The sequence below is a fragment of the Shewanella youngdeokensis genome, assembly GCF_033180165.1.
GTDB classification, from domain to species: Bacteria; Pseudomonadota; Gammaproteobacteria; order Enterobacterales; family Shewanellaceae; genus Shewanella; species Shewanella youngdeokensis.
The window spans coordinates 522,732-548,159 of sequence record NZ_CP136522.1 but is presented as its reverse complement, the minus strand read 5'-3'; the positions used below and the strand labels follow the sequence as shown (position 1 = coordinate 548,159).

Annotated in this window: 22 protein-coding genes and 1 riboswitch; of the genes, 11 read left to right on the top strand and 11 right to left on the bottom strand. The window is 43.5% G+C overall.

Going from position 1 to position 25,428, the window contains the following annotated elements:
* Positions 1-86: 86 nt before the first annotated feature.
* Positions 87-656 carry an alkyl hydroperoxide reductase subunit C gene (gene ahpC / locus RGE70_RS02325; RefSeq protein WP_310469947.1) on the bottom strand — a complete coding sequence of 190 codons (570 nt, stop codon included), beginning with the start codon at positions 654-656 and terminating at the stop codon, positions 87-89.
* A 1,093-nt stretch (positions 657-1,749) separates the two neighbouring features.
* Here ahpC and RGE70_RS02320 point away from each other — a divergent pair.
* Positions 1,750-2,433, top strand: coding sequence for a DUF4937 domain-containing protein (locus RGE70_RS02320; protein ID WP_310469946.1), 684 nt, complete (start codon positions 1,750-1,752; stop codon positions 2,431-2,433).
* On the opposite strand, the gene RGE70_RS02315 is transcribed toward RGE70_RS02320, so the two are convergent.
* Complete coding sequence (locus RGE70_RS02315; protein WP_310469945.1) at positions 2,407-3,150, bottom strand: spermidine synthase; 744 nt, start codon at positions 3,148-3,150, stop codon at positions 2,407-2,409. The genes RGE70_RS02320 and RGE70_RS02315 overlap by 27 nt on opposite strands.
* 298 nt (positions 3,151-3,448) lie before the next feature.
* Here RGE70_RS02315 and RGE70_RS02310 point away from each other — a divergent pair, with 298 nt between their 5' ends.
* Positions 3,449-3,973 (top strand): DUF3332 domain-containing protein, encoded by a 525-nt coding sequence (locus RGE70_RS02310; protein ID WP_310469944.1) that lies wholly within the window; start codon positions 3,449-3,451, stop codon positions 3,971-3,973.
* A 90-nt stretch (positions 3,974-4,063) separates the two neighbouring features.
* Here RGE70_RS02310 and RGE70_RS02305 read toward each other — a convergent pair whose 3' ends face one another.
* Positions 4,064-4,801 (bottom strand): dienelactone hydrolase family protein, encoded by a 738-nt coding sequence (locus tag RGE70_RS02305; protein WP_310469943.1) that lies wholly within the window; start codon positions 4,799-4,801, stop codon positions 4,064-4,066.
* Positions 4,802-4,982: 181 nt separating this feature from the next.
* Complete coding sequence (locus RGE70_RS02300; RefSeq protein WP_310469942.1) at positions 4,983-5,972, bottom strand: 2-hydroxyacid dehydrogenase; 990 nt, start codon at positions 5,970-5,972, stop codon at positions 4,983-4,985.
* Positions 5,973-6,398: 426 nt separating this feature from the next.
* On the opposite strand from RGE70_RS02300, the gene RGE70_RS02295 reads away from it, so the two are divergent.
* The 6 genes from RGE70_RS02295 to RGE70_RS02270 all read left to right on the top strand — a co-directional run bounded on the left by RGE70_RS02295 (position 6,399) and on the right by RGE70_RS02270 (position 13,222).
* Complete coding sequence (locus RGE70_RS02295) at positions 6,399-6,809, top strand: hypothetical protein (protein ID WP_310469941.1); 411 nt, start codon at positions 6,399-6,401, stop codon at positions 6,807-6,809.
* Positions 6,784-7,323 (top strand): class I SAM-dependent methyltransferase, encoded by a 540-nt coding sequence (locus tag RGE70_RS02290; RefSeq protein WP_310469940.1) that lies wholly within the window; start codon positions 6,784-6,786, stop codon positions 7,321-7,323. The genes RGE70_RS02295 and RGE70_RS02290 overlap by 26 nt, the downstream gene beginning before the upstream one ends.
* 28 nt (positions 7,324-7,351) lie before the next feature.
* On the top strand, positions 7,352-7,642 hold the full coding sequence (locus RGE70_RS02285) for a hypothetical protein (RefSeq protein WP_310469939.1): 291 nt from the start codon (positions 7,352-7,354) through the stop codon (positions 7,640-7,642).
* Between the two features lie 249 nt (positions 7,643-7,891).
* Positions 7,892-8,569: a bifunctional tRNA pseudouridine(32) synthase/23S rRNA pseudouridine(746) synthase RluA gene (gene rluA / locus RGE70_RS02280; RefSeq protein ID WP_310469938.1), complete on the top strand. Its 678-nt coding sequence runs from the start codon at positions 7,892-7,894 to the stop codon at positions 8,567-8,569.
* Between the two features lie 88 nt (positions 8,570-8,657).
* Positions 8,658-9,119 carry a transcriptional regulator AsnC gene (asnC, locus tag RGE70_RS02275; protein WP_310469937.1) on the top strand — a complete coding sequence of 154 codons (462 nt, stop codon included), beginning with the start codon at positions 8,658-8,660 and terminating at the stop codon, positions 9,117-9,119.
* Positions 9,120-9,295: 176 nt separating this feature from the next.
* On the top strand, positions 9,296-13,222 hold the full coding sequence (locus tag RGE70_RS02270) for a rhombosortase-dependent M36 family metallopeptidase (protein WP_310469936.1): 3,927 nt from the start codon (positions 9,296-9,298) through the stop codon (positions 13,220-13,222).
* Positions 13,223-13,460: 238 nt separating this feature from the next.
* Here RGE70_RS02270 and RGE70_RS02265 read toward each other — a convergent pair whose 3' ends face one another.
* From RGE70_RS02265 to RGE70_RS02250, 4 genes are all read right to left on the bottom strand, one after another.
* Positions 13,461-13,970, bottom strand: coding sequence for a hypothetical protein (locus RGE70_RS02265; protein ID WP_310469935.1), 510 nt, complete (start codon positions 13,968-13,970; stop codon positions 13,461-13,463).
* A gap of 81 nt (positions 13,971-14,051) precedes the next feature.
* Entirely contained in the window at positions 14,052-15,158 is a 1,107-nt protein-coding gene (locus tag RGE70_RS02260; RefSeq protein ID WP_310472897.1) for a succinylglutamate desuccinylase/aspartoacylase family protein, read from the bottom strand.
* A gap of 45 nt (positions 15,159-15,203) precedes the next feature.
* Positions 15,204-16,559 (bottom strand): lysine-sensitive aspartokinase 3, encoded by a 1,356-nt coding sequence (lysC, locus tag RGE70_RS02255; RefSeq protein WP_310472896.1) that lies wholly within the window; start codon positions 16,557-16,559, stop codon positions 15,204-15,206.
* A 212-nt stretch (positions 16,560-16,771) separates the two neighbouring features.
* Positions 16,772-16,951: riboswitch (Lysine riboswitch) on the bottom strand.
* A 78-nt stretch (positions 16,952-17,029) separates the two neighbouring features.
* Positions 17,030-17,458, bottom strand: a complete 429-nt coding sequence (locus tag RGE70_RS02250) for a DUF3293 domain-containing protein (RefSeq protein WP_310469934.1) — start codon at positions 17,456-17,458, stop codon at positions 17,030-17,032.
* A 560-nt stretch (positions 17,459-18,018) separates the two neighbouring features.
* On the opposite strand from RGE70_RS02250, the gene arcA reads away from it, so the two are divergent.
* Entirely contained in the window at positions 18,019-18,735 is a 717-nt protein-coding gene (gene arcA, locus RGE70_RS02245) for a two-component system response regulator ArcA (protein WP_310469933.1), read from the top strand.
* A gap of 340 nt (positions 18,736-19,075) precedes the next feature.
* On the opposite strand, the gene RGE70_RS02240 is transcribed toward arcA, so the two are convergent.
* Complete coding sequence (locus RGE70_RS02240) at positions 19,076-21,319, bottom strand: S9 family peptidase (protein ID WP_310469932.1); 2,244 nt, start codon at positions 21,317-21,319, stop codon at positions 19,076-19,078.
* Positions 21,320-21,552: 233 nt separating this feature from the next.
* Between RGE70_RS02240 and RGE70_RS02235 the strand changes: the two genes are divergently transcribed.
* Entirely contained in the window at positions 21,553-22,542 is a 990-nt protein-coding gene (locus RGE70_RS02235) for a class 1 fructose-bisphosphatase (protein ID WP_310469931.1), read from the top strand.
* 288 nt (positions 22,543-22,830) lie between these two features.
* Here the strand turns inward: RGE70_RS02235 and RGE70_RS02230 are convergent, their stop codons facing one another.
* On the bottom strand, positions 22,831-23,121 hold the full coding sequence (locus RGE70_RS02230) for an ArsR/SmtB family transcription factor (RefSeq protein WP_310469930.1): 291 nt from the start codon (positions 23,119-23,121) through the stop codon (positions 22,831-22,833).
* 110 nt (positions 23,122-23,231) lie between these two features.
* Here RGE70_RS02230 and RGE70_RS02225 point away from each other — a divergent pair, with 110 nt between their 5' ends.
* Entirely contained in the window at positions 23,232-24,146 is a 915-nt protein-coding gene (locus RGE70_RS02225) for a permease (RefSeq protein WP_310469929.1), read from the top strand.
* A 74-nt stretch (positions 24,147-24,220) separates the two neighbouring features.
* Here the strand turns inward: RGE70_RS02225 and RGE70_RS02220 are convergent, their stop codons facing one another.
* Positions 24,221-24,697: a DM13 domain-containing protein gene (locus tag RGE70_RS02220; protein ID WP_310469928.1), complete on the bottom strand. Its 477-nt coding sequence runs from the start codon at positions 24,695-24,697 to the stop codon at positions 24,221-24,223.
* Positions 24,698-25,428 lie beyond the last annotated feature (731 nt).

Here is a 25,428-nt window from a genome sequence, read left to right as displayed (position 1 = left end):
ATGTTAACGGTACTGCGCTAGATAACCTGCTTGAGTCTCGGCACTCATAAAAATGCGGCTATCTAGAGTGTTACTCTCTTGGTAAGTTAAATTTTACCAACTAGGTCAATTGATGGCGCTAGCGTGTCTGCACCTGGTTGCCATGCAGCTGGGCAAACTTCGCCGTCATGAGTAGCAACATACTGAGCAGCTTGAATTTTACGTACTAATTCAGCAGCGCTACGACCAATACCTAGGTCATGTACTTCAGCAACTTTGATTTCGCCTTCTGGGTTGATAACAAATGTGCCGCGTAACGCTAGGCCGTCTTCTTCAATCATCACACCAAAGTTACGTGTAATAGCGCCTGTTGGGTCACCAATCATTGGGTATTGAATTTTACCAATAGTGTCTGAGCTTGCATGCCATGCTTTATGGGTGAAGTGGGTGTCAGTTGATACTGAGTAAACTTCAACGCCCATTGCTTGTAATTGCTCGTAATGGTCAGCCATATCGCCAAGCTCTGTTGGACAAACAAAGGTGAAATCTGCTGGGTAGAAGAAAACCACTGACCACTTACCTAATAGATCTTGCTCAGTCACAGGGTGGAAATCACCGTTGTGAAACGCAGTTGCTGAAAATGGCTTGATTGTAGAGTTGATAATTGACTGATTCATGTGAAGCTCCATTCAAAAAATTAAGATTTAATTTTATATTCAACAAACTGAGATGAGAGAGGGTGAGGCTCTGTAGCGCTAGTTTGTTTTCGATGGAGCAATATTAACGAAGCCGCTAAATTTATGATAACGGATAAAACCTATCATCCTAATCTATTTTTCCGAACAGACCAATTTCCGAGCATTTAATTACAGCAAACCATAAAGACTTAGTTGATGCCAGTATCTAATACTCAATCTCTCACTGTAACTTAGCTTCAGCCGCGGCGCAGACAATTAGCAAATACAGCCATAACGAACAACGCCGCTTAACTCAATAAAAATTCGGTTATAACCACAGTAAAACCCTGCCACTTTAATAAGCCACTATCAACTTAAGTCACTAGGAAACTTTGCGAATAAATAGCGCCACCAACCCCGAATGTAAAATTTGTAACAAGCACAAACTTTATTAACAACTTTAACAAGGTTAAATTCGTTAAATACCCAGCAATTGCAACACCTCTAATTAAGATTCGTTTACAGGTCAAATTACCTCCTATTCACAAACGATTAGTCGCCTAAAAACCACTCACACTCATAGCCATAAATTTAGCAATGCATTAGCTACAAACCAACGCAAACTCCTACCACCAGTGCGCACAAGTAAAACAACGCCCTGACTTGACTTAATGTTAGCCGCCACTTTAGCGCAATAAAGCGAGCACAAAAGCCGCAACACTAAAACACTACAACTTAGTTCAAGGAGTGATCGCCAACACCAACATGTTAAGCACAACACCAAAGCGCAACATTCAAGTATTTACAAACGACAATAAAAACAGCTATAAGAAATACCGCTTTTAACATTTAAATTTTCACAACAAAGCAATGATTCATTGCTGTACAGTTTTGGGATTAACTGCTGCCGATAGATTTTCGATTAGATTCAAGCTTGAGATCCCCAAAATGTATTGGGCTGACGGTGTATAGATTAATGGCGTTAAAGCGGTGGAAAAACCTGCTAAGATCGACATGGTTTTTTCGTTAGGTGTGATTCAAGTGAGTTTGCCACATTCAGTAAAGCCCAGTGATGCTTTAATAAGGATATGATGTGATAGTTAAATATATAAAGTGCGACGTAAAAGCTACTGCAATGGATTGGTTCAGCAAGGGGCAAGAGTGCTGGCAACAAACCGCATTAAGCGATGGCTTTATGGTACAAACTGGAGGCTGGGACAAGACACAAGCGGTAATTTTAGCGCTATGGGATAACATGGATTCTGTGCAGGCGTTTATGCAAGGGGCGCACGATCCGATAGCAGCACAAGCCAGCCAACAAGATCATTACCTGCAGTTGCGGGTTGAGTATTTTAACCCTCTTGAGTACGTGGCAGGAAGACAAGTTAGCAACACTTCGCCCGCTGTCAGCGTGACTCACTTGGCCAATGCGATAACCCAAGCTATAGCGTTTCAAACCTTTCAATACTCAGTGCCGGTAATAAATCAAGCACAATGGGTCAGCCAGCAACAACGCCATTGGCAGCATGTTGCGGCTAATTTTACCGGCTTTTTGGGCTGGCAACTGATGCAGTCTAATAAACGATCCGAACAGTTGTTGGTGATCAGTACTTGGGCCAGCTTTTCCGAGCAACAGTATTACCAAACCCACAGTTGCTCGCTAACACTGACTTCCGAGCAAAGGTTATTCGATAGCATTAACAGCCACAGCGTTAAAGTAACGCCACAGTGGCGGGTAACCGCAGACTCGTTACTGCCAAATATCGAAACGTGTTAGCGAGCGCCCCAGCTGAAAATCCAGCTTTTGCGACAACGTTTGGGCGTGATTTTTTAACGCACTAGCACTAATATCACGGCGGGACTTGCCAGCAACGACAACCCAGTTAGCACTACCTGTAAGGCACGCTCTAACCTCAACAAAGTACTGCTCTAGATATGCCAACAGCTCACGGTTCTTGCTGTGCTCTTTCCAGCAATTTAGCACTAAATAACCATCGGCTTTGATCATTGCAGCGCATTGAGCAATGAAGGTTTCACTCACTTGCGCGGCATCGACACCATCGGCACTGTATATGTCGGTAAAAATCACATCAACACGCTTGTGATCGCCACTGGCCAGAAAATGAGTCGCGTCTTGATTGATCACTTTAAGTTTTTTACTCAGGGGCAATTGAAAGTACCGCTTAGCAATTGCGATCACCTCAGATCTAAGCTCTACCGCGGTGAGCTTGATACCAGCATCGAAGTGACGTAACGCATGGATAAGGCCCCCACCACCTAAGCCAAGCACAATTGCGCTTTTTGGCTGGCTATACAACAACACCAATAACATTGCCTGTACGTATGTGTGCTGCGGAATATGCGGCTCAGCTTTAAGTAACTTACTTTGCTCGTCGTTTTCGGCAAAGGCTAAAATTCGCGACTCTTTATCATCTAAGACAATAAGCGGCCCATATTCATCTTCTGTTTGGTGTAATACTTGGTAGTCTGACATGCGTTCCCCTTCAATAAGCGCGCTATTATGCGTTAAATTCATCGCTAATAATATGCCCTGCCACAGCTGTCAGTGCCGAGTTTGCAGTCGGTGTAAGCCCATTATAATTACAACAGCCTCGTTACACCCTCACGACAGCCACCCACCAAGCCGTACATTGATAGAAGCTTGCTTGCAAACCACCATGAATACACAACATTGACGCCAAAAAACCAACTCCACTATGGGATCGCGATCGCATTAAGACTCGCTGCGATCAATACAATCGTCAGCCAGCTTTAATCACATAAATCACATAATGAAAAAGAAAATTTCAACACTCGCGTTAACCGCACTACTCTCGAGCCAACTGAGCGGTTGTATGGGGCAAATGGGGCTCAGCGCCATGGTCACTAAAGCCAATTTAACGGCCGTAGACAATCGCTACGCTCGTGCCGGCCTATTTGCTTTGATGAGTCCGGTTTATGGTGTTGCCAGCACTGCAGATCTATTTATCATCAATAGTATTGAGTTTTGGACCGGCACTAACCCAGTTACGGGTAAGTCTCCCGCCGTAGTAGATATGCCTGTTGAGGCTATTTTTAAAGTTAACCCACATCTAGACAAAGAGTTAACTAAAGCGCCACTGCCTGAGATTAAGCTGACCCAAGCTACCATTGAAGCGCAAGATAGCAATACTGTGCTAATGACCCTGTCTTTTGCCGACGGTACTCAGCAAATTATGTCGGGCAATAAACAAGGTAAACATGTCGATTTTTATTTAGATGCAGTATTTATTGCTCGAGTCAGCCTAGATGAGCTAGCGGATTATCAAGCGGGATAATATGTTGCCGCTATTTTTAGGGCATAAACCAGAGGCGAGCTTGGTCGCCTCTTGCGTATTGTATCGTCGTGTGACTCAAAAAAGCTAAATTCACTTTAACGCTTGCTGAAAAAAAGCAACGGCTTTTAAATACATTTGTAATGCGATCGCAGGATCGTAGCGCTCACCTTCATCACGCATAAAGGCGTGCTGCGCATTCACCTCAAGCCAGCTAAAATTACGTGCAGAGGCTTCCAATTTTGCGTAAATAAGTTTACGTCCTTCACTCGATACGTGTGGATCTTGCTTGCCAAATACCAGCATCAGCTCAGCGGTAATATCGGCCGTACGGCTAAGCGAGTCATTACCAGGCTGGCAAGGTAATGTATTAGAGTGGATATCGGTGGGGTATAAACAAAAAGCCCCTAAAATATCTGGGTTAAGCGCAGCGCGATAAGCTAAATGCCCACCAATACACACTCCCATACTACCGAGTTGACTGGTGCAAAAGCTAAGGCTACGGGCAAAATCGACTAAGGCTTCGGTGTCACTATCATGGTGTTCTAACGGCTTAGTAAACTTGTCGCTATTGCCCTTATCTTTACCGACATCATCGTAGGCTAACACAGTACCCGGCGGGTTGAGCTCATGAAACACTTCAGGCACAAGCACCACAAAGCCATGGCCAGCCAAAATCGCGGCAGCGCGAGCAATTGGGGCGGTTTGCTGAAATATTTCAGAATAAAAGATAATGGTTGCGTACTGGCCTTCGGTATCGGGGCGATACAGGTAAGTGCGCATCGTGCCAGATTTGGTTGGAATGTCGTGAGTTTCTTGAGTGATGACCATCGGCGTATCTTTCCTTAGATGCAGAGGTAAACCTAGCAGCGATCGCTGCACTTAACTTTACTTTTTCACTTATTCAAGAGTTAGATTAGAACAACTGCCGGCAATAAACCACCACGAGCAGACTTGGCAAAAGTGAGCACTAAAAAATATACCAAGCCTACAAGGGTGTTAAAACGGCTATTTAGAACAGTTCATTCGGGCATTTTTCGCCCGCAACTAACTGCTTAATATTGGTTAATGTGGTGCTAGCAATCGCGTTTAGTGCCTCTTCAGTTAAAAAAGCTTGGTGACCGGTGAAAATAACATTGTGGCAGGCAGATAAGCGTCTAAACACGTCATCTTGGATCATCTCGCTCGACTTATCTTCAAAAAATAGCTCTTTTTCGTTTTCGTAAACATCTAAACCTAATGAGCCTAACTGGCCAGTTTTTAGCGCTTCCATGGCGTCAATGGCATTTAGCAGGCCACCGCGACTAGTGTTAATAACCATTACGCCCGGTTTCATTTTTGCAAAGCTGTTTTGGCTCAATAAGTGATGATTATCAGCCATTAAAGGGCAGTGTAGACTAATGACATCACAGCGAGGGTATAGCTCATCGAGCGTCAAGTATTCAACGCCTAAATCTCTCACCGCCTGGCTTGGGTATGGGTCGTGAGCAATAACTTTACAACCAAAACCTTGCAGTATTTTTATGGTTGCAAAACCGATTTTACCGGTACCAATAACCCCAACGGTACGCCCGTGCATATTAAAACCCACTAAGCCTTCAAGTGAAAAGTTAGCATCGCGGGTACGCTGGTAAGCTTTATGCACTTTACGGTTTAGCGTAAGCATTAACGCAACCGTATGCTCAGCGACTGACTCTGGTGAATAAGCAGGTACGTTTACCACTTTCATCCCAAGACGTTCGGCCGCTTCGAGTCCGACATTGTTAAAACCAGCGCAGCGCATTGCAATAATCTTAGTACCGCCTTTGGCCAGCTCAACCAGCACCTCTTCACACAGTGAGTCATTAACAAATGCGCAAATAACTTCAAAACCTACCGCCAGCTTTACTGTTTGCATGCATAAGCGATAATCAAAATATTCAATGTCAGCACCAAACGCTTTATTGGTACGATCAAAATGCTGCATATCGTAATGCTTGGCGCTAAAAAAACCGATTTTCATTGCTGAACCTTATCCGAAATAAGTACATATTATACAGATGAGTTTATGAGATATTGGGAGGTTTGTCTTGGTTGGCGCTAAATCGTAGGCAAAATAAAAGCGAGCCCCTGACAGCTCGCTTACCGGCATAATCATATTTAATCGCTGACTGAGGACAACGCCACGACAAATAATTAGCTTAAATAAACCCATATCAATGTGGTTTATCCTATTGATTAACGCTAGTAACAATACGTTATCACTATCCCTAAAGGAGTATTGCTCGCCCGATCACATTTATTAACGCTATAGTGATTTTTACTGCACAAATACAACAACATGGTATGCGCTTCACGTTTTAATGAATACGCTGTGGTAAATCTAAGCTTACCTTTTAAGAAATTACTGATAAGATTTGCCCATTCAGTTAGGAACACGTAATTCACTATGGCTAAAAAAGCACTTACCGAGAAACAGTTTTGGGCCCAACGGCTAACCAAAACCGCATTACGCGCGATCCACATTTTAGGCATCACTGGTGCGGGTGGCGGTATTTTAATGCACGTTCCACAAGAGCAATGGCTTGTATATTGGATTATGGCCATGACTACTGGTGCAACGTTAATGCTATGGGAAGTCACTAGAGATTGGCGCTGGCTGATTCAGTTAAAAGGCGTATTAACGCTCGTAAAACTGGCCATTTTGTGCCTGTTTATTCCTTTAGCAGCTTACAAGCCTGAATTACTGATCACAGTGGTGATATTGTCAGTAGTGGTTTCACACGGGCCATCAGGCCTTAGACACTTTTCAATTGTACATGGACGCCGAATTGATGGAAAAAAAGAAGTTAAAGGCTAATACCTCACCACTCATTAGTCAGTTTTCAGCATTAAAAGATCATATTTCAGCGTCGAGCAAGGTGCTCGATCTGGCCTGCGGAACCGGCCGTAATGGTCATTGGTTTGCGCAGCAAGGTTGCCATGTCACCTATTTAGATCGCGATCTAAGCCGACTTGATCTCTGCCCAAACCCCGCCAATGCCGAGCTGTTACAGTGGGATCTAGAAACCTCAAACCCACCAACATTGCCTGAAAACCAATATGATGTGGTGTTGGTGTTTCATTACTTACACCGACCATTATTCTCTCAAATAATCAAAGCGATCAAACCCGGTGGCTTGATAATTTACGAAACGTTTACCCACCAGCAGGCCACAATAGGCCGGCCAAGCAACCCTGATTTTTTATTAACCGACGGCGAGTTAAAAGCGATATTTGCTAACTGGCACTGCCTACATTATTCTGAAGGCCTGCAGGGTGAATTACCCAATGCAAGTTACAAGGCGCAAATGATTGCTCAAAAGCCCCAGTAAACAACAGCTAAAGGATTAGTCGTTATCTATGTTTCCATACCCAGAGCACTATCGCGTTGCCGCACCACCGATAATCACCGCCTCCATGGTGGTATGGTCTTTATTAAGTCGTTTAGTATTTGGAGATGCCAGCAGCTTTAGTCTTTATCCATTATTGACGCTGTTTCCCTTGGTGTTATTTATCCACTTTATGCTCATTTGGGAAGGTAAAAGCATCGGCAGGCTCGATCATGCCTTTTATGCGCTTATACATGGCGCGCTAGCGTTTGTGGTTTGGACTTTCTGTATCATGCATGTCAACGGGCGAGGCTTTTCGTAACCATAGCGACCCTCTTAGCCACATTGCCAGAGCGGTATTGTTTAATACCGCTACCACAAACCCATCTGTCACCCAACAACAAAGCTAAACTGATGTGATAAGCCATACTCAATATCATTGGTAAAGTAAGCTAAAACAACGATTGTGTGTTGAGAAATACAGCGTGAGTGGTCAAAATTACTAGAATCTACTTGCATGAAGAACAACCAAAGAGGTATCTTTGCCGCGCATTTTACTTAAGGCTTTATTATGACTGACTTCGTATACTCACCACCGACCACACCTTGGCTCGATGTTTTACACCAAGACAACGATATCATGGTGCTAAACAAGCCCTCTGGCTTGCTGTCTGTTCCAGGTCGCGCCCCAGCTCATAATGATAGTATTTACAGCCGCGTATTAGCCCAATACCCAGAGGCAAAAATTGTACATCGCCTCGATATGGCCACCTCAGGGGTGATTATTGTGGCTCTGCTACGCACTGCAGAATCGGAATTAAAGCGTCAATTTAGAGACCGAGAAACCGAAAAGACTTATTACGCCCGTGTTGCTGGCCATGTAAAAGCCGACAGTGGTACCGTCAACCTGCCGTTAATCTGTGATTGGCCAAACCGCCCCAAACAAAAGGTTGACCATCAAATAGGTAAAGCATCCCAAACCCATTATGATGTTGTGAGCCGCGCTAAGCGTTCAACTTTAGTGAAACTCACACCAATTACAGGCCGCTCGCACCAATTACGTGTACACATGATGGCGTTAGGGCACCCTATTTTAGGTGATAACTTTTATGCTGATCCACTGGCAAAACGTCTAGCACCGCGTTTATTATTGCATGCACAGTCGATTACAATTACCCATCCATATACCAAAGAAAGAATCACCTTTAGCTGCGACACTCCATTTATGGATGCCGAGCAAGAACAGTAATTTCTACTTAAAACACATTACAGCTAGATTATCACCATTAAAATACGTAGATTACTGATAAGTCCCTTAAGTAATAGACGTATTTATAATGGAAACTGCATTTCAAAGAGATTCACTCGACAATCAAATCCTGTCTGCATTAATGCAAGAAGCGCGCACACCGTTTGCAGAGTTGGCCAAACGGTTTGGTGTAAGCGCAGGGACAATTCATGTCCGCGTCGAAAAAATGAAACAAGCTGGCATTATCACAGGGGCGCAAATTACCGTAAATCCCAAAGCATTAGGTTACGATGTTTGCTGCTTTATCGGGATTAATTTAAAAAGTGCCGGCGACTACCCTGCCGCCATCGCGAAATTAAATGCTCTTGAGGAAGTCGTAGAAGCGTATTACACCACCGGAAACTACAGTGTATTTGTTAAAGTTATGTGCCAATCAATTGATGGATTACAGCACGTGCTAATAAATCGAATTCAGTCAATCGATGAGATACAATCAACAGAAACGCTCATTAGCTTACAAAACCCTATTGTAAGAGCCGTAAAACCATAGAACAAACAAAAACCCCCTCCTGCTATAAACACGTCTTTTCATCTGGAACTGTTAACTATGTTACACCTTTGTGATAAAACACATAGGCGTAACTATTTACATAAAAAAATAATAAGCATAACTATAAATTTTTATGGCACACGACTGCCATACATTCAGTTGACAAGGAAGACGTTATGAAAACCCAACTATCAATAGCGATAGCCGCTGCGCTAGTATCTAATGCAGCAATAGCAAGCAATGATGCTATGGAAGCACCTACATATAAATCATTTGATAAAACGCAAGCCACTAACCAACAGCGTAAAGCAATTTCGGCAGCCACAGCCAGTGGCATGCCCAATCAGTACGACGCTAAACTCGGCAAAACAACCTTTAAATGGGCCAGCAAAAACCAAGCGGTTCCAGGGGTGGGAGCCTTAACGGTTGAAAACCGGACAGCCTATGCAGCGGACTATTATTTATCTCAATTAGTAGGTTCTGCAGCTAAAAATAGCATTGCGCAACCTGTATTAATCAACACTCATGATTTAGGCAATGGCCCTATTATTGCTAAATATAAACAAGAGGTTTCTGGTATTGAAGTATTCAATCGTGAATTGAATATCATGATGAATAGAGACCTTAAGCTCGTCGCTAGTTCGGGCTATCTTACGTCTCAAAGAGCAGCAAAAACTGTCTTATCGGCAATTAAAGATATTGAAGGCCAATTTGGTGAAGCTTCAAAAGCGATCAATGTTGCCTATGCTGCCATGGGTGGCGAAAGTGGTTCCTTACAGTTACAAGCCAAACCTACTTCAGATAAATATGAACATTTTGCTGTAGCTAATCTATCTAAAAATACCGTACTTGTAAGTGAGCCCCGCGCTAAAAAAGTATTTTTTGAACATAAAAATAAATTAATTGCAGCTCACTACGTTGAAATTGAAACGGGTGAATTTGATAGTCATGAATCAGAATATTTTAGCTATGTCATTGCCGCAGAAACAGGCGAGATCCTGTTTAAAAAAAATCTTACAAGCCACTCAGCTGAGTTTACATACCGTATTTATGCCGATGCCGATGGCAAGCCCTGGGACAGTCCCCATGGTAATGTCATGCCAGCTCCAGAGGGGAGCGATGTTGATGCATACCTAACTGCACCGTATTTAGAAGCACCGCTAGTCAGTTTAAGCCACGGCCCAATAAGCACGATGGATCCATGGTTAGCTGATGACGCGACCACCACCATGGGGAATAACGTTACCGCTTATGTTGATGCAATTGCGCCGCAAGGCTTTAGTAACGGTGACTACCTTGCAGAAACCACCAGCAGTTACACCTTCGATTATTCATACGACGAGAGCGAAGCTGAATACTCTGTCAACAACCGAAAAGCCGCCATTGTTAACTTGTTCTTAATGAACAACTACCTGCATGATGACTATTATGCACATGGTTTTGATGAAGCAGCTGGTAATGCACAAGCACTAAACTACGATCGCGGTGGGGTAGAAGGCGATGCGCTGAACGTAGAGGTGCAAGATTATCAAGGCTTTAACAATGCCAATATGAGTACCCCTGCTGATGGTAGCTCACCACGAATGCAAATGTTCTTATGGGAAACTACTCAAGCTGTAAACGGAGTCGATTATGGTTTAACCGCGACATCACATGGCAGCCTAGGCCTGTTTGAAAACGTTGGTTTCTCAACTTTTGGACCCGATATCTTTGATGCATCAGGGGATTTAGTCCGCCTTATAGATGATACGGATCCGATTAATGATGGCTGTGAAGCTCCGACCAATAGCGCCGATTTAGTAGGAAAAATTGCCATCATAGATCGCGGTGTTTGTAACTTTACTCAGAAAGTGATCAATGCGCAAAACGCTGGCGCTGTCGCTGTAGTGATCGCTAACAATAAAGATGGCGACGAAGTCATTAGCATGGGAGGTGAAGACGAGGCCGTTATGATCCCAAGCATGATGGTATCTGAAAACGCAGGAGCTGCTATTTATGCCCTGCTAGATGCCAGCGAAACAATATCTATTGAGATGTTCAAAAATGATCTTTCTAGAAATTTTAAAGGCAGCGCTTGGGATAACGCCATTGTCGCGCATGAATGGGGACACTACATCAGTAACCGCCTAGTCGGTAACGGTTCTGGCCTTAGCAGTAATCAAGCTAGGTCAATGGGTGAAGGTTTTGGCGATTTCCATGCCCTACTATTTGGCTCTGACGCGACTGATAATGCCGTTGCGGGTAACACCGATTATGCAGGTAAATATGGCGATACAACTTATGTAAGCAGTTTTGTTAATGGCATTCGTCAATACCCATATTCAACCAACATGGACATCAATCCATCGACTTTTGCCGATGTTGAAACCGACCCTCAAGTGCATGCTTCTGGCTCGGTTTATGCCGCAATGCTGTGGGACTCATTCATTGCGATGGTCAATGACGATCGTCATACGTTTGATGAAGCTAAGAGCCTAATGAAAACATATTTAGTCGCTAGCTATAAAATGATGCCGATGGCACCGACGTTTACAGAAGGTCGCGATGCACTTCTGGCTGCCGCTTATGCCCATGATGAGGAAGATTACAAACTGATATTAGCAGCATTCGCTCGCCGCGGTATGGGGCTAGGCGCTCAATCACCGAGTCGCTTTTCAACAGATCATACCGGTGTCGTCGAATCCTACAAAACTGAGTTATCAGCTTATTCTGTTGCAGAACATGAGTTAGACACCAACTATGAAGGGTTAACACTAGGTTACTGTTCAAGTGACAATATTTTGGATAAAGGTGAAACCGGAACAGTAGCGTTTACCATTCAAAACAGCAGTAACAGTTCGCTCACAGGGCTTAGTGGCACTGTGGTTGTAGAAAGCGAACACGATGTTACCTTTGCCAACGAAGGCAAAGTGACTTTCGATGATGTTGAAATATTCGGTACCGCGACAAGCGCTCCCCTTGAGTTTACTCTAAATGGAGCCGAGACTGGTGATGAGTTAGTCCTAAAGTTTGTTCCTGACGCCATTGATGACGTTGAAGCCGATGAGTACATGCTGTCGACCACGGTGAACTTAGACTTTGTCACTCGAGAATTAAGTGGTAACTCTCAATATGAAAACCTAGACACCCTCTCTAGATTAAACGATTTTACAGAAACCGTAATAGTCGGTGGCGATATGGCTCAAGGCACATTTGGTTTAGACCAATGGGATGCTGCTGACGGCTTTATATCAGCAACAGGTAATAGCTTCACTTCTGATGTTACATACGCAACACGCCCTGTTTCTGTTGGCTTTAACGGTGAGTTCACGATTAGTTTCTGGCACCTTTACAACTTAGAGTCCGGTTACGATGGTGCGGTAGTTGAAGTTAGCCTTAATGGTGGTGACTGGGTTGATGTCACTGACGTTGGGGCTATCTTTGAAGGTGACGGTTATACGGACATGGCACTCGAAGATACCGAAGCTGCCATTGCCTCGAGGATGACGTTCTCAGGCTTAAACTACGGCATTGAGACCATTAATTTTGGTGAAACCTTAAATGGTAACCAGGTTCAGTTCCGTTTCCGCATAGCAACCGATTCTGCGGTTGTTCCAGAGCCTGAATTTGGCTTTAATGCCGGTTGGTATATCGATGACATTACTTTTACAAATACACAAACCAGTATATTTTCAGACGTCATAGCAGGCGATATCTACGCTTGTGAAAATCGCTTACCCAATGTTATGGCAAGCGCTAATGCTGATACTGTAAAAGAGGGAGAAGATATATCTCTAACCGCAACAGCAATTGATCCAAATGCTACCGATACATTGACTTACCTCTGGGCACAGACCTCAGGTACTGCAGCGACTTTAACTTCTGTAGACGCAGCGACAGTTAGCTTTGTTGCACCGCAAGTGACTGCAGATGAAGCGCTTGAATTTACAGTAACGGTTAATGATGGCAGTGGTGATGTGGTATCGAATGTGACGGTTATCGTAACGGACATTCCGGCACCCGTCGTTACGCCAACACCAGTGGCAAAAAGGTCTGCGGGTGGCGCTACAGGTTTGCTGACTTTGTTATTACTGCCATTGGCATTAATTCGTCGTCGTAAGTAATGTGTAAACACCATTAAAAATGAGCCATAACCAAACGGTTATGGCTCATTTTTTTACGCTTAATACCCAACTTACAAGCTGATTTTTGGCCACGACTGACGTACTTCTAACCCAGTTCATAATCCATCAAGCAAAAATGAAGTCACTAAAGAATAACCAAAAGGCTCAAAACACCTTGATACCGCTAGCGCATCAACCTAACAATCGCGATAAAAGTATCGTGACAACTACATTGATACTATTTGATTTGTGACGCTAAAGGAGCGCTATAATCAATTTCAATTTCTACTAATGACAGAGCCTGACTTTTTAGTAACGCAGTGTATAAAGAGTACAAGTTCGCATTTGCTGTTATTGGAACCAACCGAAAAGTATCTTCGGCTATTTTTTCTATATGGTAATCAGTAGACAAGGACTCAACTTGAGCACTTGATACAACCACAAAACTGCCTTTTAACACGCCTGAACTCGACATATATGAATTAGTCACGAGGCTGCCTTTCACTAACGGGGCACTATTTGAGACGAATTTTTGCTGATTCAATTGATAACTATATATTTTTCCGCGAGTGGGTCCATCTTCAATAGTGACAATCGGTTTGACTCTACTCATTTGGGCTGGTGGCAAAGTTGCAGAAGCGGTGACATTTGGCGGTGTTGCATCCATAACGACTTTTGCTGGTTCCGCATTATCACTTGAGCAACCCGCAGCAAAAAGTAGCAATGTTGCTAACATAAACTTTGTCATAACTAGCCTATCTAACCACGAAAATATACACATAATCGTAACACTTGTGACAAAGTGATGTCTCTAACTATTAAGAGTCAATCACAGCTCAAAAATATTGGTCATCATTTTGTATAGTTCGGTGCCTTGATACACAGAAGCAGAAGCAAAGTGCAAAATAGGTACGCAATCTTGTGCCAGTTGCACAGAGGTAAGCTCCTCTTGTGTACCATAACAATCAAGTCGCAAAATATTAGCCAGCGGTTGCCCCGCTTTCAATAGCACACCTGGCGCAGCTAAATACTCCACTAAACCGCCTTTAGGTGCATGGTACTTTTTATAGTCTGCCAGTAAACAGCCGTAACGCGCCATTGCCACCGGCTCAACTTTATCTGCAACAACCCCACGGTGACTTAAGTATGCCAAAATCCCCATAGCATCCACTAACGCATCTTTCATATCAATCCGTTCTTGGCTGGCCAGCTCCAGTGTAAATGCTGACACTGGAACCGTCATCTCACGCCCTTGACTGGCGGCATACTCAACTAATTGCCACCAAGGACAAAAAGCCGCTTCATCCATCGCACCACCAAACTGATTCGGCATAATAAGGCTGTAAGGAATTGAAAAATAACTAGCTGCGTGCTGATCATACTCAGGGCAATAAAGGTGCTTACAAGACTTAGGGCCAGTATGCAGATCAATAACGATATCGGCTTGATGCGCCAATTTTTGCAAGCTCACCGCTAAACGTTTGCCGGTAGTTACTCCCCAAGACTGTGCTAAATGTGCGTCACAGCCCGCAAGTAACATCAACCTAAAGTCATGGTATAGCTCAGTATCACTTAAATGGCTGTGCTGCTGGTACCAAGCGGGGATATCACAATGATGCTCCAAGTATTCTCGGTTCCAATTCACGCCCGTAATCGGGTCAAAACGACCTAAAGTAAATTCACCACTTTTTTGATTGATCCCTAATGGGTTAGCGAGCGGTAGCAAAGTCACCTCGCCTTGCACATCCATCGTTTCAAGTTGCTTCATCAACTGAAAAATAACGGCGTTACCCTGTACCTCGGCGCCGTGAACATTCGCTTGAATAAACACCTTAGGCGCGCCTAGATCTTGTGCCGGTAAACGGTACACCGGAATACTCAACTCTTGCCCAGTGGCAAGCTCGCCCACAATCAGGCTCGATTGGGTAAATCGCATCATCGACTTATTGCTCCTAATAACCACTGATAAATGCTCAACACCTTATAACTCAAATAAATTTTCATGCAGTGCTCGGATCACTTCTGCGGCTTCAGTTTCAGCCACTAACACACACAAGTTGTGTGGGCTTGCACCTTGGCAGATCATGCGAACATTATGCGGTTCAAGTACTTCAAATACGCGGCGACACACCCCAGCTGTAGAAGCTATTTTATTACCGATCACAGCGACCAACGCTAAGCCATCCTCAACCCGCACGCGGCAGTGTTGCGACAGTTCTTGTAATAGCGCTTCGCTTAACAAGCCTTGGCCACTTGAGTCTGAACCCGTTTTATCGAGCGTTAACGACACGTTCACTTCAGATGTAGTAATTAAGTCGACACTAATTTTATGCTTAGCTAAGGTGGCAAATGTTTCTGCTAAAAAGCCTTGCGCATGTAGCATTTGTAAGCTGTGTAAGTTCAGTAGCGTTTGGTCACGCCTAACAGCTACCGCGCGGTAAACCGGCTCGTCGCTGACTTGATGTCGGATCCAGGTGCCGCCTTTTTCAGGAGCCCAACTAGAACCCACAAACACTTGAATTTTTTGTCTTACCGCGGGCAAAATCGTTGCTGGATGCAACACCTTGGCACCAAAAGTGGCCATTTCTGCCGCTTCGTTAAAACTAATTTCAGGGATAGGTTTAGCATTGGGCGCAAGCCTTGGGTCTGTTGTATAAATACCGGCAACATCAGTCCAAATTTCAACAGCTTCAGCGCGTAACGCTTCCGCTAATAATGCCGCAGAATAATCACTACCGCCACGGCCTAAAGTCGTTGTCGCACCTTGGGCATCGGCACCAATAAACCCTTGAGTGACGATGACTTGCGATGTAATTAGCGGCATTAAATGCATCTCTGCTAATTGCGCAATCAAGGCAATTTGAGGTTCTGCTCGCCCATGGTGACTGTCGGTACGCAGTACTTGCCTAACATCAAATGCATTAGCACTAGCGCCTTTGTTTCGTAATACGGCAGCAAAACAGATTGAGGAGCACAACTCACCTTGCGACAACAGTTCGTCCATAACGGCTTTACTGCGACTAAGTACTAATCGCTCGACTAGCACCTTAATATGGCTCAGCACCGCATTAATTTGTGCAACTACATCACTAGGATTGCCGAGCTTGTTGAGGATTTGATATTGAATTTCAGCGATTTGCTCTATCAATAACCGACTTTGCTCATCGGTCGTTGTAGCTTGCGTAAGCGCAACCAGTTTATTGGTAACACCGCTAGAGGCACTAACTACTACCACTTTGGTGGCCGGATTATTGATAATAATATTGGCGCAGCGCTGCATAGCACTGTAGTCGGCAACAGAAGTGCCACCGAATTTTGCAACGGTTAAACCCGGCATTATAGGCATAATACGCTCTCCCTATTTTGCAGAGGCAAACAGCTACAGCGATTTTTTAAGCTCAACATTGTAAGTAATGCAGGCAACAAGGAACGTTGAGTGAACAACAATATTGAACAAGACTTGAGACAAAACATGATTAAGCTCCGAACTGACTTAGTTCGAAGAGCCTGGCGCTAAGATATGCAGCCCAAAGGAGGGAAACAGCGATCGTCACCAGAAGCTCTCCACCATAATAATAGGTGACAATCGTCAGGATTCAGCCTGAACGACCGATACAACAGACTCATCCAATTGGTCATGCGTACCTCGGCGCTAATCTCCATCATGAATGGTCATTGGAGTTGGCCTCCTTACATTCACTACCTAGTTAACGCTCCTCTTCTGCACTCAATTTATATACAAATCAAGAACGTAAAAAGTATATAAATAATACGATCAAGTCAAACAAAATTTGTACAACTATTGTGCTATACACCATCTGGTAATTCGCTTACCACATTTACCCGAGAAGAAAATGTACCGAGCGAGGTTTCGTGCTCAGTCAACAAACACGGAATAAGATGCAATTTATCAGCCTCAACGTAATAAATCGCATATTGATTAAACTGGCAGCCTAACTCAATAGCTGAGGCTTTATCGGTCCACACCGCCCAGCTTTTTTCCATATGGAGCCGATCATGGGATACACCAACAATAGACCGATATGGTCGACTTAACTTAAGGATCTCTTGCTGTAGTTTTCGGTCTAGCAATCGATTTTGGCAAGTATTCAACACTTGGCCTTTTGGGTTATGGGCGGTAATTATTGCAAACGATATTCGCGATGAAAGGCACTGCGTAAACAGAAACTCGGCTTCTTGATAATGTTGCCAAAGACGGGCGATTGATTGATTCATTGCTAACAATTTCTCCAATTGAAGTCATTTTATTATAGCCAATTAGTGAACACTGCCCAATTGCGTGATATGGATCACACTCCTCGTAAAATGGTCAATTCATACATTTCAAAGGGTTAACTATATTAACGTGATCTAAATCATACCTTTCTGTAATTTTGTTAACATTTCATTTGTTAACAAATGCCTAAAACGAGTACAATAGTCGGGTTGATAGCTCACATGAACCACGTAACGACATATTTCGTTACATTTATCTGGATCAGATATAAGAGTAATCCACACGGCTGTATCAAATGTGATCTATGTTTGATTTAACATTTAAACTTCTTAAATAAATTTATATGACAGGAACTCCTGCAGTAATTGTTTATCGAAGATATTGCAGTTCACGTTTTCCATAAGTGAGATTCTCAAAACTTTACTTATTTTGAAGTGTGTTGTTGTTTCAGATTTATTTTTGAAAACACTAACGTGTGCCAGTGAATTATCAGCATGACTAGATCGAGTATAAACAATTTATACTCATGGTTAGAATTGACAGAAATTAGGTAATTAATATGCAAAACCCGCACATTCTGATTGTTGAAGATGAAGCAGTAACAAGAAACACACTTAGAAGTATTTTTGAAGCAGAAGGATATGTGGTATCTGAAGCCAATGACGGCGCTGAAATGCATAAAGCTATGCAAGACAACAAAGTTAACTTGGTAGTTATGGATATTAATCTACCAGGTAAAAATGGACTTTTATTAGCCCGTGAACTTCGTGAAATTAATAACATTGGCCTTATCTTTTTGACTGGCCGTGATAACGAAGTAGATAAAATTCTTGGTCTTGAAATTGGTGCTGATGATTACATCACTAAACCATTCAACCCGCGTGAGTTGACTATCCGCGCTCGCAACCTACTTAGCCGTGTAAACAGCACTGGTGTTGAGTCTGAAGAGAAAAGCGCAGTTGAGTTCTACCGTTTCAACGGTTGGAGCTTAGAAATCAATAGCCGTTCTCTTGTTAGCCCACAGGGCGAGTCATACAAGCTGCCACGTAGCGAGTTCCGCGCGATGCTGCACTTTGTAGAAAACCCAGGCAAAATCTTAAGTCGTGCTGACTTATTGATGAAAATGACTGGCCGTGAGCTTAAGCCACATGACCGTACAGTAGATGTAACGATTCGTCGTATCCGTAAGCATTTCGAAAGCCTACCTGATACGCCAGAAATCATTGCGACTATTCACGGTGAAGGTTACCGTTTTTGCGGTAATTTAGAAGACTAGATTCTAAATATCTGAATTAATAAAAAACCAGTAATTTTACTGGTTTTTTTTATTTTAAAATTTAGAAACTCATTTAATTAGTAAAACTACTAGTTTCAAATCTAATTAAGCTTAATAAATCCCTTTTGTTTCTCCCCCTCAAGTTAAATATCGCTAGCAGATATTTTTTATTTGTCAAAGCTTACATAAAGTATCTTTAAACATCTTTGCTATGTTTATTCCTATTTAACCTTCATTTTTGGAATATAGAACCCGTAAGGTTAACGCTATTTAATTTTCAATTAATAAAAGGCAAAGCGCTTTTGTCTAACGCTGTGCCTATTATCAGTAATTAGCGTACCTATTTTAGCTCTCGTACTAAAAAGTCTGCTAGAGAGCGATATAAATGCACCCTGACTTTTTCACCACGCATAGAATGCTTTGACCCAGGATAGTCAATCATCTGGAATAGTTTACCCTCGTCTTGAAGGGCTTTATAAACACGGGTGCTGTTTTCAAATAGTACATTATCGTCGGCCATACCGTGGTACATCAACAAACCAGACTGATAACCTTTAACATACGGTAACACACTGCTAGCCTCGTAACCTTTGGCATTGGTTTCTGGGTGGCTTAGGTAGCGTTCAGTATAGTGAGTGTCGTACAAAGACCAGTCTGTTACTGGGGCACCAGAGATCGCCGCCTTAAAGTAGTCAGGTGCTTTAAACAAACTCATCAGCGCCATATAACCACCATAACTGTGACCATAAATAGCAATGTTGTCACCATCCACAAACGGTAAGCTACGGAGGTAATCTACGCCCACCTTTTGGTCATTCACTTCAGCTTCGCCCAGCTGTTTGTAAATAACGTACTCAAACTTGGTACCGCGATGTGCAGAGCCACGGTTATCAAGTTGGTACACGATAAAACCTTGCTGTAGCAAGTGCTGGGTAAAGTAATCTTGATGACTCCAACTATTGACCACTAACTGGGCATGAGGGCCACCGTAAACGCGCACAACTACCGGGTATTTCTTGCTGGCATCGAAATTAGTCGGTTTAAAGAGTCGATACTGTAACGCTTGACCATCTTCAGCCGCTAGCTCACCAAACTCAGGCAGCTGCCATAAGCCAAAGTAGTCATACAGCGGGTGACCTTTTTTAACTTCGTTTTGCTCAACCCAAGCCAATCGCTTACCCGACTCGTTATGTAGACTTACCTGTGGTGGCTGTGACAAGCTGCTAAAGTAATCTAAGTACACAGGTTGATTGTCGGCAAATACCGTTGAGTGCATACCCGCGCGTGAACTAACAGGCTCAACCTTGCCACCCGCTAAGGCCACTCGGTATAGCTGCTTTTCGGTGACCGTTGTTTTGCGACCCGTAAAGTAAACTTGGCCTGCTTTTTCGTCGACAAACTCAACGCTATCAACCGCCCATTCGCCTTTAGTTAACTGACGAATGACCTTGCCATTAAGACCCATTAAGTAAAGGTGATTAAAACCATCACGCTCAGACGCCCAAATAAAGGCTTCTTGCTGCTTTAAGAAGTGTAAGTCGTCGTTCAAATTGACCCACGCTTGGCTACGCTCTTGCACTACGTTTTGGCTGTGCTTAATGTCATCAATCGCCACAACTCGCAGATCAAGCGACTGCTGATCACGTGTTTGCCACTGATAAGACAAATGCTGACTGTCCGGTAACCATTTTACTCGCGGCAGGTATATGTCGGTATTGTCGCCCAAATCGACCCAAGCTACGTTTTTATCATTGAGCGTCACGACGCCCAACGCAATCTTAACGTTATTTTTCCCAGCGTATGGATAACGCTGCTCAGTCAGTTTAATGCCATCGGCATAGATTTCGTTACGGGTAACCTGCTCTACACCCGACTCATCAATACGGGTATAGGCAATGGCGCTTTCGTCAGGTGCCCACCAGTAGCCCGTCATGCGGCCCATCTCTTCTTGCGCAACAAACTCTGCCATCGCATTTTTAATGGCTCCACCGCCATCGGTGGTGAGCGCAGTAATGCGTTCTGTTTTTAGATCCAATACATATAAGTTTTGCTCACGAACAAAAGACACCAAATGCCCTTTAGGTGACAATCTTGCATCGGTAACAAATCCCTCACCAGTGTTAAGTAGTTTGACTTGATTAGTTTTTACCGAAAAGTAATACAATTGACCGGAGGCCGGGATCAACATGGCTTCGCTGTCATCAGCCCAAAAATACTCCATGATCCCTTGGCCATAAATGCGCTGGCGTTCACGGCGAGCTTTTTCTTCGTCCGACAACTCACCAGCCACTAACTTGTCAGCGCTCAGTAGCACACTTTGTTTACCGCTAGCGACGTCCATTTGCCACAAATCGTATAAGTGCTGATCGTCCTTACGGCCTGCCAAATAGGTCACTAGCTTACCGTTTGGTGATAATTTAAGACCTCGCGGGCTTGTTCCTGCCAATGCAGGCGACGCATACATCCGTTCAATAGATAACGGCGTGTTACCACCAACTGTTGTCGACGCAGCCAGCGCGATTGAGCTTGGCAGTATTGCCATAGGAATTGAGGCCAGAAGCAAACTCATCCAATTTTTTTTCATTATTATTCCTTGGATAACACACAGTTAAAGCGTGCTTTGATTGAAAATTCTACTTCATTGTGCCTTAAACAACTCTAAAACCAAAATATTGCAGATAATATACAAATTCCATTTGCCGATATGGCTGAAAAAACTGCCATTCTCAGGTATCATCGCCGCTAATAACAAATTTAAAATCTCGAATCCCGACCGCTAACACCATTTAGTGCTATTAAATTGTCATAGGAAACAACATGCAGACTTTGGCTGAAAACCTGACATCACAAGCAATTTCTCCCGCTCTAGAAAAACTGATCCTAACGCTAGCTGACACCTCAATCGAGATCAGCCATGCCGTTCGCCACGGTGCTTTAGCCGGTATTTTAGGTGCTACCGAACAAGAGAACGTTCAAGGTGAAACCCAAAAGAAACTCGACATCATCACCAATGATATGCTCAAAGATGCGTTAAAAGCTGACGGTACAGTGCGCGGAATCGCATCGGAAGAGGAAGACTACGTTGTTGATGCAGATGCAAACGGCGAGTTTTTGGTTTGTTTTGACCCACTAGATGGCTCGTCAAATATCGATATCAACTCATTAGTCGGCACTATTTTTTCAGTACTTCCAGCCCCAGCGGGTGAGTTTTCAGAGCGCAGCTTTTTACAACCTGGCCGCAACCAAGTTGCCGCCGGTTATGTACTGTATGGCCCATCAACCATGTTGGCACTAACAACAGGTAAAGGGGTGCAATTATTTACCCTCAACCCAGAAACCAACGAGTACCTGTTAACAGACCCGGCGATGAGCATCAGCAAAGACACCGGCGAATTTGCGATTAACATGTCTAACCAACGTTTCTGGGAAGCACCAATGCAGACCTACATCAACGACTTGTTGTTAGGCGCCATTGGACCACGCGAAAAAGCCTTTAATATGCGCTGGATAGCGGCCATGGTTGGCGATGTTCACCGCGTACTTTGTCGCGGCGGTATTTTTACTTACCCAACCGACAACAAAAACCCGAACAAACCATTTAAATTACGTTTGATGTACGAAGCTAACCCAATGTCTTTTCTGGTTGAACAAGCCGGCGGTAAAGCGTCTACCGGTTATGAAACCATTATGGACATTCAGCCAACTGAAATTCATCAACGAGTCGCTGTGATCCTAGGCTCAGCCAACGAAGTTGATACTTGTCTTGAGTACCATCAAGTTGATTACAGCCAAGAGCCAACAATCTAAACTGCCGTTGTATTAGTACTGCCGCAGTAAATTAAAACAGCGCAATACCCTTTAGGTATTGCGCTTTTTTGTAGCTGACTTTTGTAGCTTAACGTTTACTACCTACATACATTGACACACAGCCCTAGCCAAAGCAGCGCGACAACAATGGCAATAAAACCTGAACTTGCGCTGCACAATGTCACAATAATGATTCAAGGCTCGCCTGAGTTAAATCGCCGCGTAATCGCTGCTAACTTATAAACGTTGTAACTGGTGCATTTACTGTAGGGGGCTCGTAATCACAACTCACTTTTGATCGACACAACACTCATCTTGCAAGAAGTTAATGACCGCTTGGAGGTGATCATAATCTGGCTGGCAATAAAGCGTTCTTCCTTCTCGATTTTGTGAAATCAAGCTCGCAGATACCAAGCTTGAAATATGGTGCGATAGCGTTGAATTGGGAATAGTCAGTTCATCTTGTAATGCACCTACCGCTAGCCCTTCAGGCCCAGCTTTCACCAAACGTTTAAAAATGGCTAAACGGGTTGGGTGACCCAATTCCTTCAGTGCTTTTGCCGCAATCTCTAAATCCACGTTATTACTCCTGCAACCTTTATATTTCGATATTACCAGAAATATATTGACAAAGGCAGTGCTTAAAATTATATTTCGATAAATCTAGTAATATAGTTTCAGGTAATTAAATGACTATCACAACCGAAATGATGGCCGAAACCATCAACATGTTTTTATTTCTTGCTGTTGAACTCACAGTGTTGTTTCTGGCCATTAGTTACGCTGTAGGCTATCTACAGACCAAGATACCGCCCCAACGAATTCAGAAAATACTTAGTGACAAACACGGCCGAGGATACATTGCAGCAGGTCTTCTTGGAGCCATTACTCCTTTTTGTTCATGCTCAACCATTCCGTTTTTGAAAGGGTTACTTAGAGCAAAAGCCGGCTTTGGAACCATGATGGTCTTCTTGTTTGCAAGCCCTCTGCTAAACCCTATTATTATTGGACTATTTGCAGTTACCTTCGGCCTGCAAGTGACCTTGTTCTATTTCATCATTGCCATGGCAGTATCAGTACTGGCAGGGATCACCTTAGAAAAATTAGGCTTTGAGCAATATGTCAAACCACAGTCATATGAAGAGCCCGAATCAACAGGGTGTAATAGTGGATGCGGGCAAACAGCAAAACCCACCAGCATTTGGAAGCAAATATGGCGCTCTACATGGTCTGATTTTAAAACGGTATTACCCTACTTGTTTGGTGGTATCGCAATTGGCTCGATGATCTATGGTTTTATGCCAACAGAGTTTGTTGCAAGTGTTGCTAGCGACGACAACCCTTTTGCTATTCCTGTTGCAGCAGTTATTGGCATTCCGCTTTATATTCGGGCTGAAGCAGTCATTCCATTAAGTGCCGCTTTAGCCGCTAAAGGTATGGGCCTAGGGGCAGTTATGGCCTTGATTATTGGCAGTGCTGGCGCCAGTTTGACCGAGCTCGTACTGCTCAAGTCTATTTTCAAAAACCAACTCATTGCGGCTTTTTTAGTGGTCATTTTAGGCATGGCTGTTAGCGCAGGTTACTTGTACAGTTTTATTTTCTAGAGTGATATAAATGCCAAGCAGCATACATTTTAATTGCTGCTTGGTTTGTTGAGCTGGTGTTATGGTGTGGAGCATTATTGGTATTTAGCTGACGTGATAAATTCACCAAACGTTTCGCACCAAACAATAACGGTATTAAATTGAGAAACGTTGACACCTTGAGGTATTTTCACCGAAAAATTTTTAAATGTCTTAACATTACCAATACTGAGCATACTGCCTTTTAATCGATTGAAATCAGATTCAGTTTCAACAAACTCAGGTGACAAATAAAGCTTATAATCAGGGCCGGGAGCAAGACTGCCTGTTAATGTGACGTACTGCGGACCAACTGATACCAGACCTTCGCCCCAATGAAAATAGTCACTATCTTTGAGGTCTTTTTGGAACGTCGCGAAAAACTGTGCTTCGGAAGATAATTGAGCAACTTCAGATTCAGTTGGTGATGTTGGTGCTATGAGGATCGGCAATAAATATAGCCCTAAACCAACCCCGAGCGCCCCCACAGACAAATGCGTCACTAGCAGTAATATAATTACCTTTATTTTCATCGCCCTTATCACCTTGCTTTATCAACAGCATAGGCCGTTGAAATAACATAGTTCCTTAATGAAATGGTGCCCTTTTTCTTTAGCCGGTATCAATCTAACTTAAGGCACGGTCTCCAGACCACAACGAACGCGGCACGTAAGTAGTGCACAATAAAAATATAGCACAAAAAAATATATCTAGTTGTTACAAATCAACAGCATAACTTTATTTAAAACTGACAGAAACGCTCTAGTGTCTTTTTGCTTATTGCAGAACAATGTTTGCCATTTTGATGTTGGTTTGGCTAAGAATAATCCGAAAAAACTTGGCTAAAAAGAAGCACTCTGCAAGTCCGGCCATGAGAGCTCGGCCATGACATCCATGTCATGGACGGTCACGACTGCACCAGCCCTGGGTTAGAAAAGCGCAAACTATTGGCATTTGAGCTTTTATTTAGCTCATCAAAACATAACTATCAATTCAGACTTGCAGAGAACAGCAACTTCCCCTCGGGATCTTTCGCTTCTCAGAAAATTTCGTCGGGGCGCTGCGGGATTTCCAAAAGGGGACAAGCGCTTCCCCCTTTTGGCTCGGGCGTGGGCGAAGCGCCACGACTTTGATTTTGACTTTGACTTTAATTGTTTACTTGGAAGCTAAATAACAACAAATAGCACCTAGGCTCCAATTGCCTGCAGCAGATGCTAGACAGGAAGTCCGAATGTCGTGATCACAAGGATGTGAAAGAATGACC

What these genes read in the sequence shown, in the direction of transcription:
- ahpC (WP_310469947.1), bottom strand. Translation starts at nt 656, where the DNA reads ATGAATCAGTCAATTATCAACTCTACAATCAAGCCATTTTCAGCAACT.
- RGE70_RS02315 (WP_310469945.1), bottom strand. Translation starts at nt 3,150, where the DNA reads ATGTCAGACTACCAAGTATTACACCAAACAGAAGATGAATATGGGCCG.
- RGE70_RS02310 (WP_310469944.1), top strand. Translation starts at nt 3,449, where the DNA reads ATGAAAAAGAAAATTTCAACACTCGCGTTAACCGCACTACTCTCGAGC.
- RGE70_RS02305 (WP_310469943.1), bottom strand. Translation starts at nt 4,801, where the DNA reads ATGGTCATCACTCAAGAAACTCACGACATTCCAACCAAATCTGGCACG.
- RGE70_RS02300 (WP_310469942.1), bottom strand. Translation starts at nt 5,972, where the DNA reads ATGAAAATCGGTTTTTTTAGCGCCAAGCATTACGATATGCAGCATTTT.
- RGE70_RS02295 (WP_310469941.1), top strand. Translation starts at nt 6,399, where the DNA reads ATGGCTAAAAAAGCACTTACCGAGAAACAGTTTTGGGCCCAACGGCTA.
- RGE70_RS02290 (WP_310469940.1), top strand. Translation starts at nt 6,784, where the DNA reads ATGGAAAAAAAGAAGTTAAAGGCTAATACCTCACCACTCATTAGTCAG.
- RGE70_RS02285 (WP_310469939.1), top strand. Translation starts at nt 7,352, where the DNA reads ATGTTTCCATACCCAGAGCACTATCGCGTTGCCGCACCACCGATAATC.
- rluA (WP_310469938.1), top strand. Translation starts at nt 7,892, where the DNA reads ATGACTGACTTCGTATACTCACCACCGACCACACCTTGGCTCGATGTT.
- asnC (WP_310469937.1), top strand. Translation starts at nt 8,658, where the DNA reads ATGGAAACTGCATTTCAAAGAGATTCACTCGACAATCAAATCCTGTCT.
- RGE70_RS02270 (WP_310469936.1), top strand. Translation starts at nt 9,296, where the DNA reads ATGAAAACCCAACTATCAATAGCGATAGCCGCTGCGCTAGTATCTAAT.
- RGE70_RS02265 (WP_310469935.1), bottom strand. Translation starts at nt 13,970, where the DNA reads ATGACAAAGTTTATGTTAGCAACATTGCTACTTTTTGCTGCGGGTTGC.
- RGE70_RS02260 (WP_310472897.1), bottom strand. Translation starts at nt 15,158, where the DNA reads ATGCGATTTACCCAATCGAGCCTGATTGTGGGCGAGCTTGCCACTGGG.
- lysC (WP_310472896.1), bottom strand. Translation starts at nt 16,559, where the DNA reads ATGCCGGGTTTAACCGTTGCAAAATTCGGTGGCACTTCTGTTGCCGAC.
- RGE70_RS02250 (WP_310469934.1), bottom strand. Translation starts at nt 17,458, where the DNA reads ATGAATCAATCAATCGCCCGTCTTTGGCAACATTATCAAGAAGCCGAG.
- arcA (WP_310469933.1), top strand. Translation starts at nt 18,019, where the DNA reads ATGCAAAACCCGCACATTCTGATTGTTGAAGATGAAGCAGTAACAAGA.
- RGE70_RS02240 (WP_310469932.1), bottom strand. Translation starts at nt 21,319, where the DNA reads ATGAAAAAAAATTGGATGAGTTTGCTTCTGGCCTCAATTCCTATGGCA.
- RGE70_RS02235 (WP_310469931.1), top strand. Translation starts at nt 21,553, where the DNA reads ATGCAGACTTTGGCTGAAAACCTGACATCACAAGCAATTTCTCCCGCT.
- RGE70_RS02225 (WP_310469929.1), top strand. Translation starts at nt 23,232, where the DNA reads ATGACTATCACAACCGAAATGATGGCCGAAACCATCAACATGTTTTTA.
- RGE70_RS02220 (WP_310469928.1), bottom strand. Translation starts at nt 24,697, where the DNA reads ATGAAAATAAAGGTAATTATATTACTGCTAGTGACGCATTTGTCTGTG.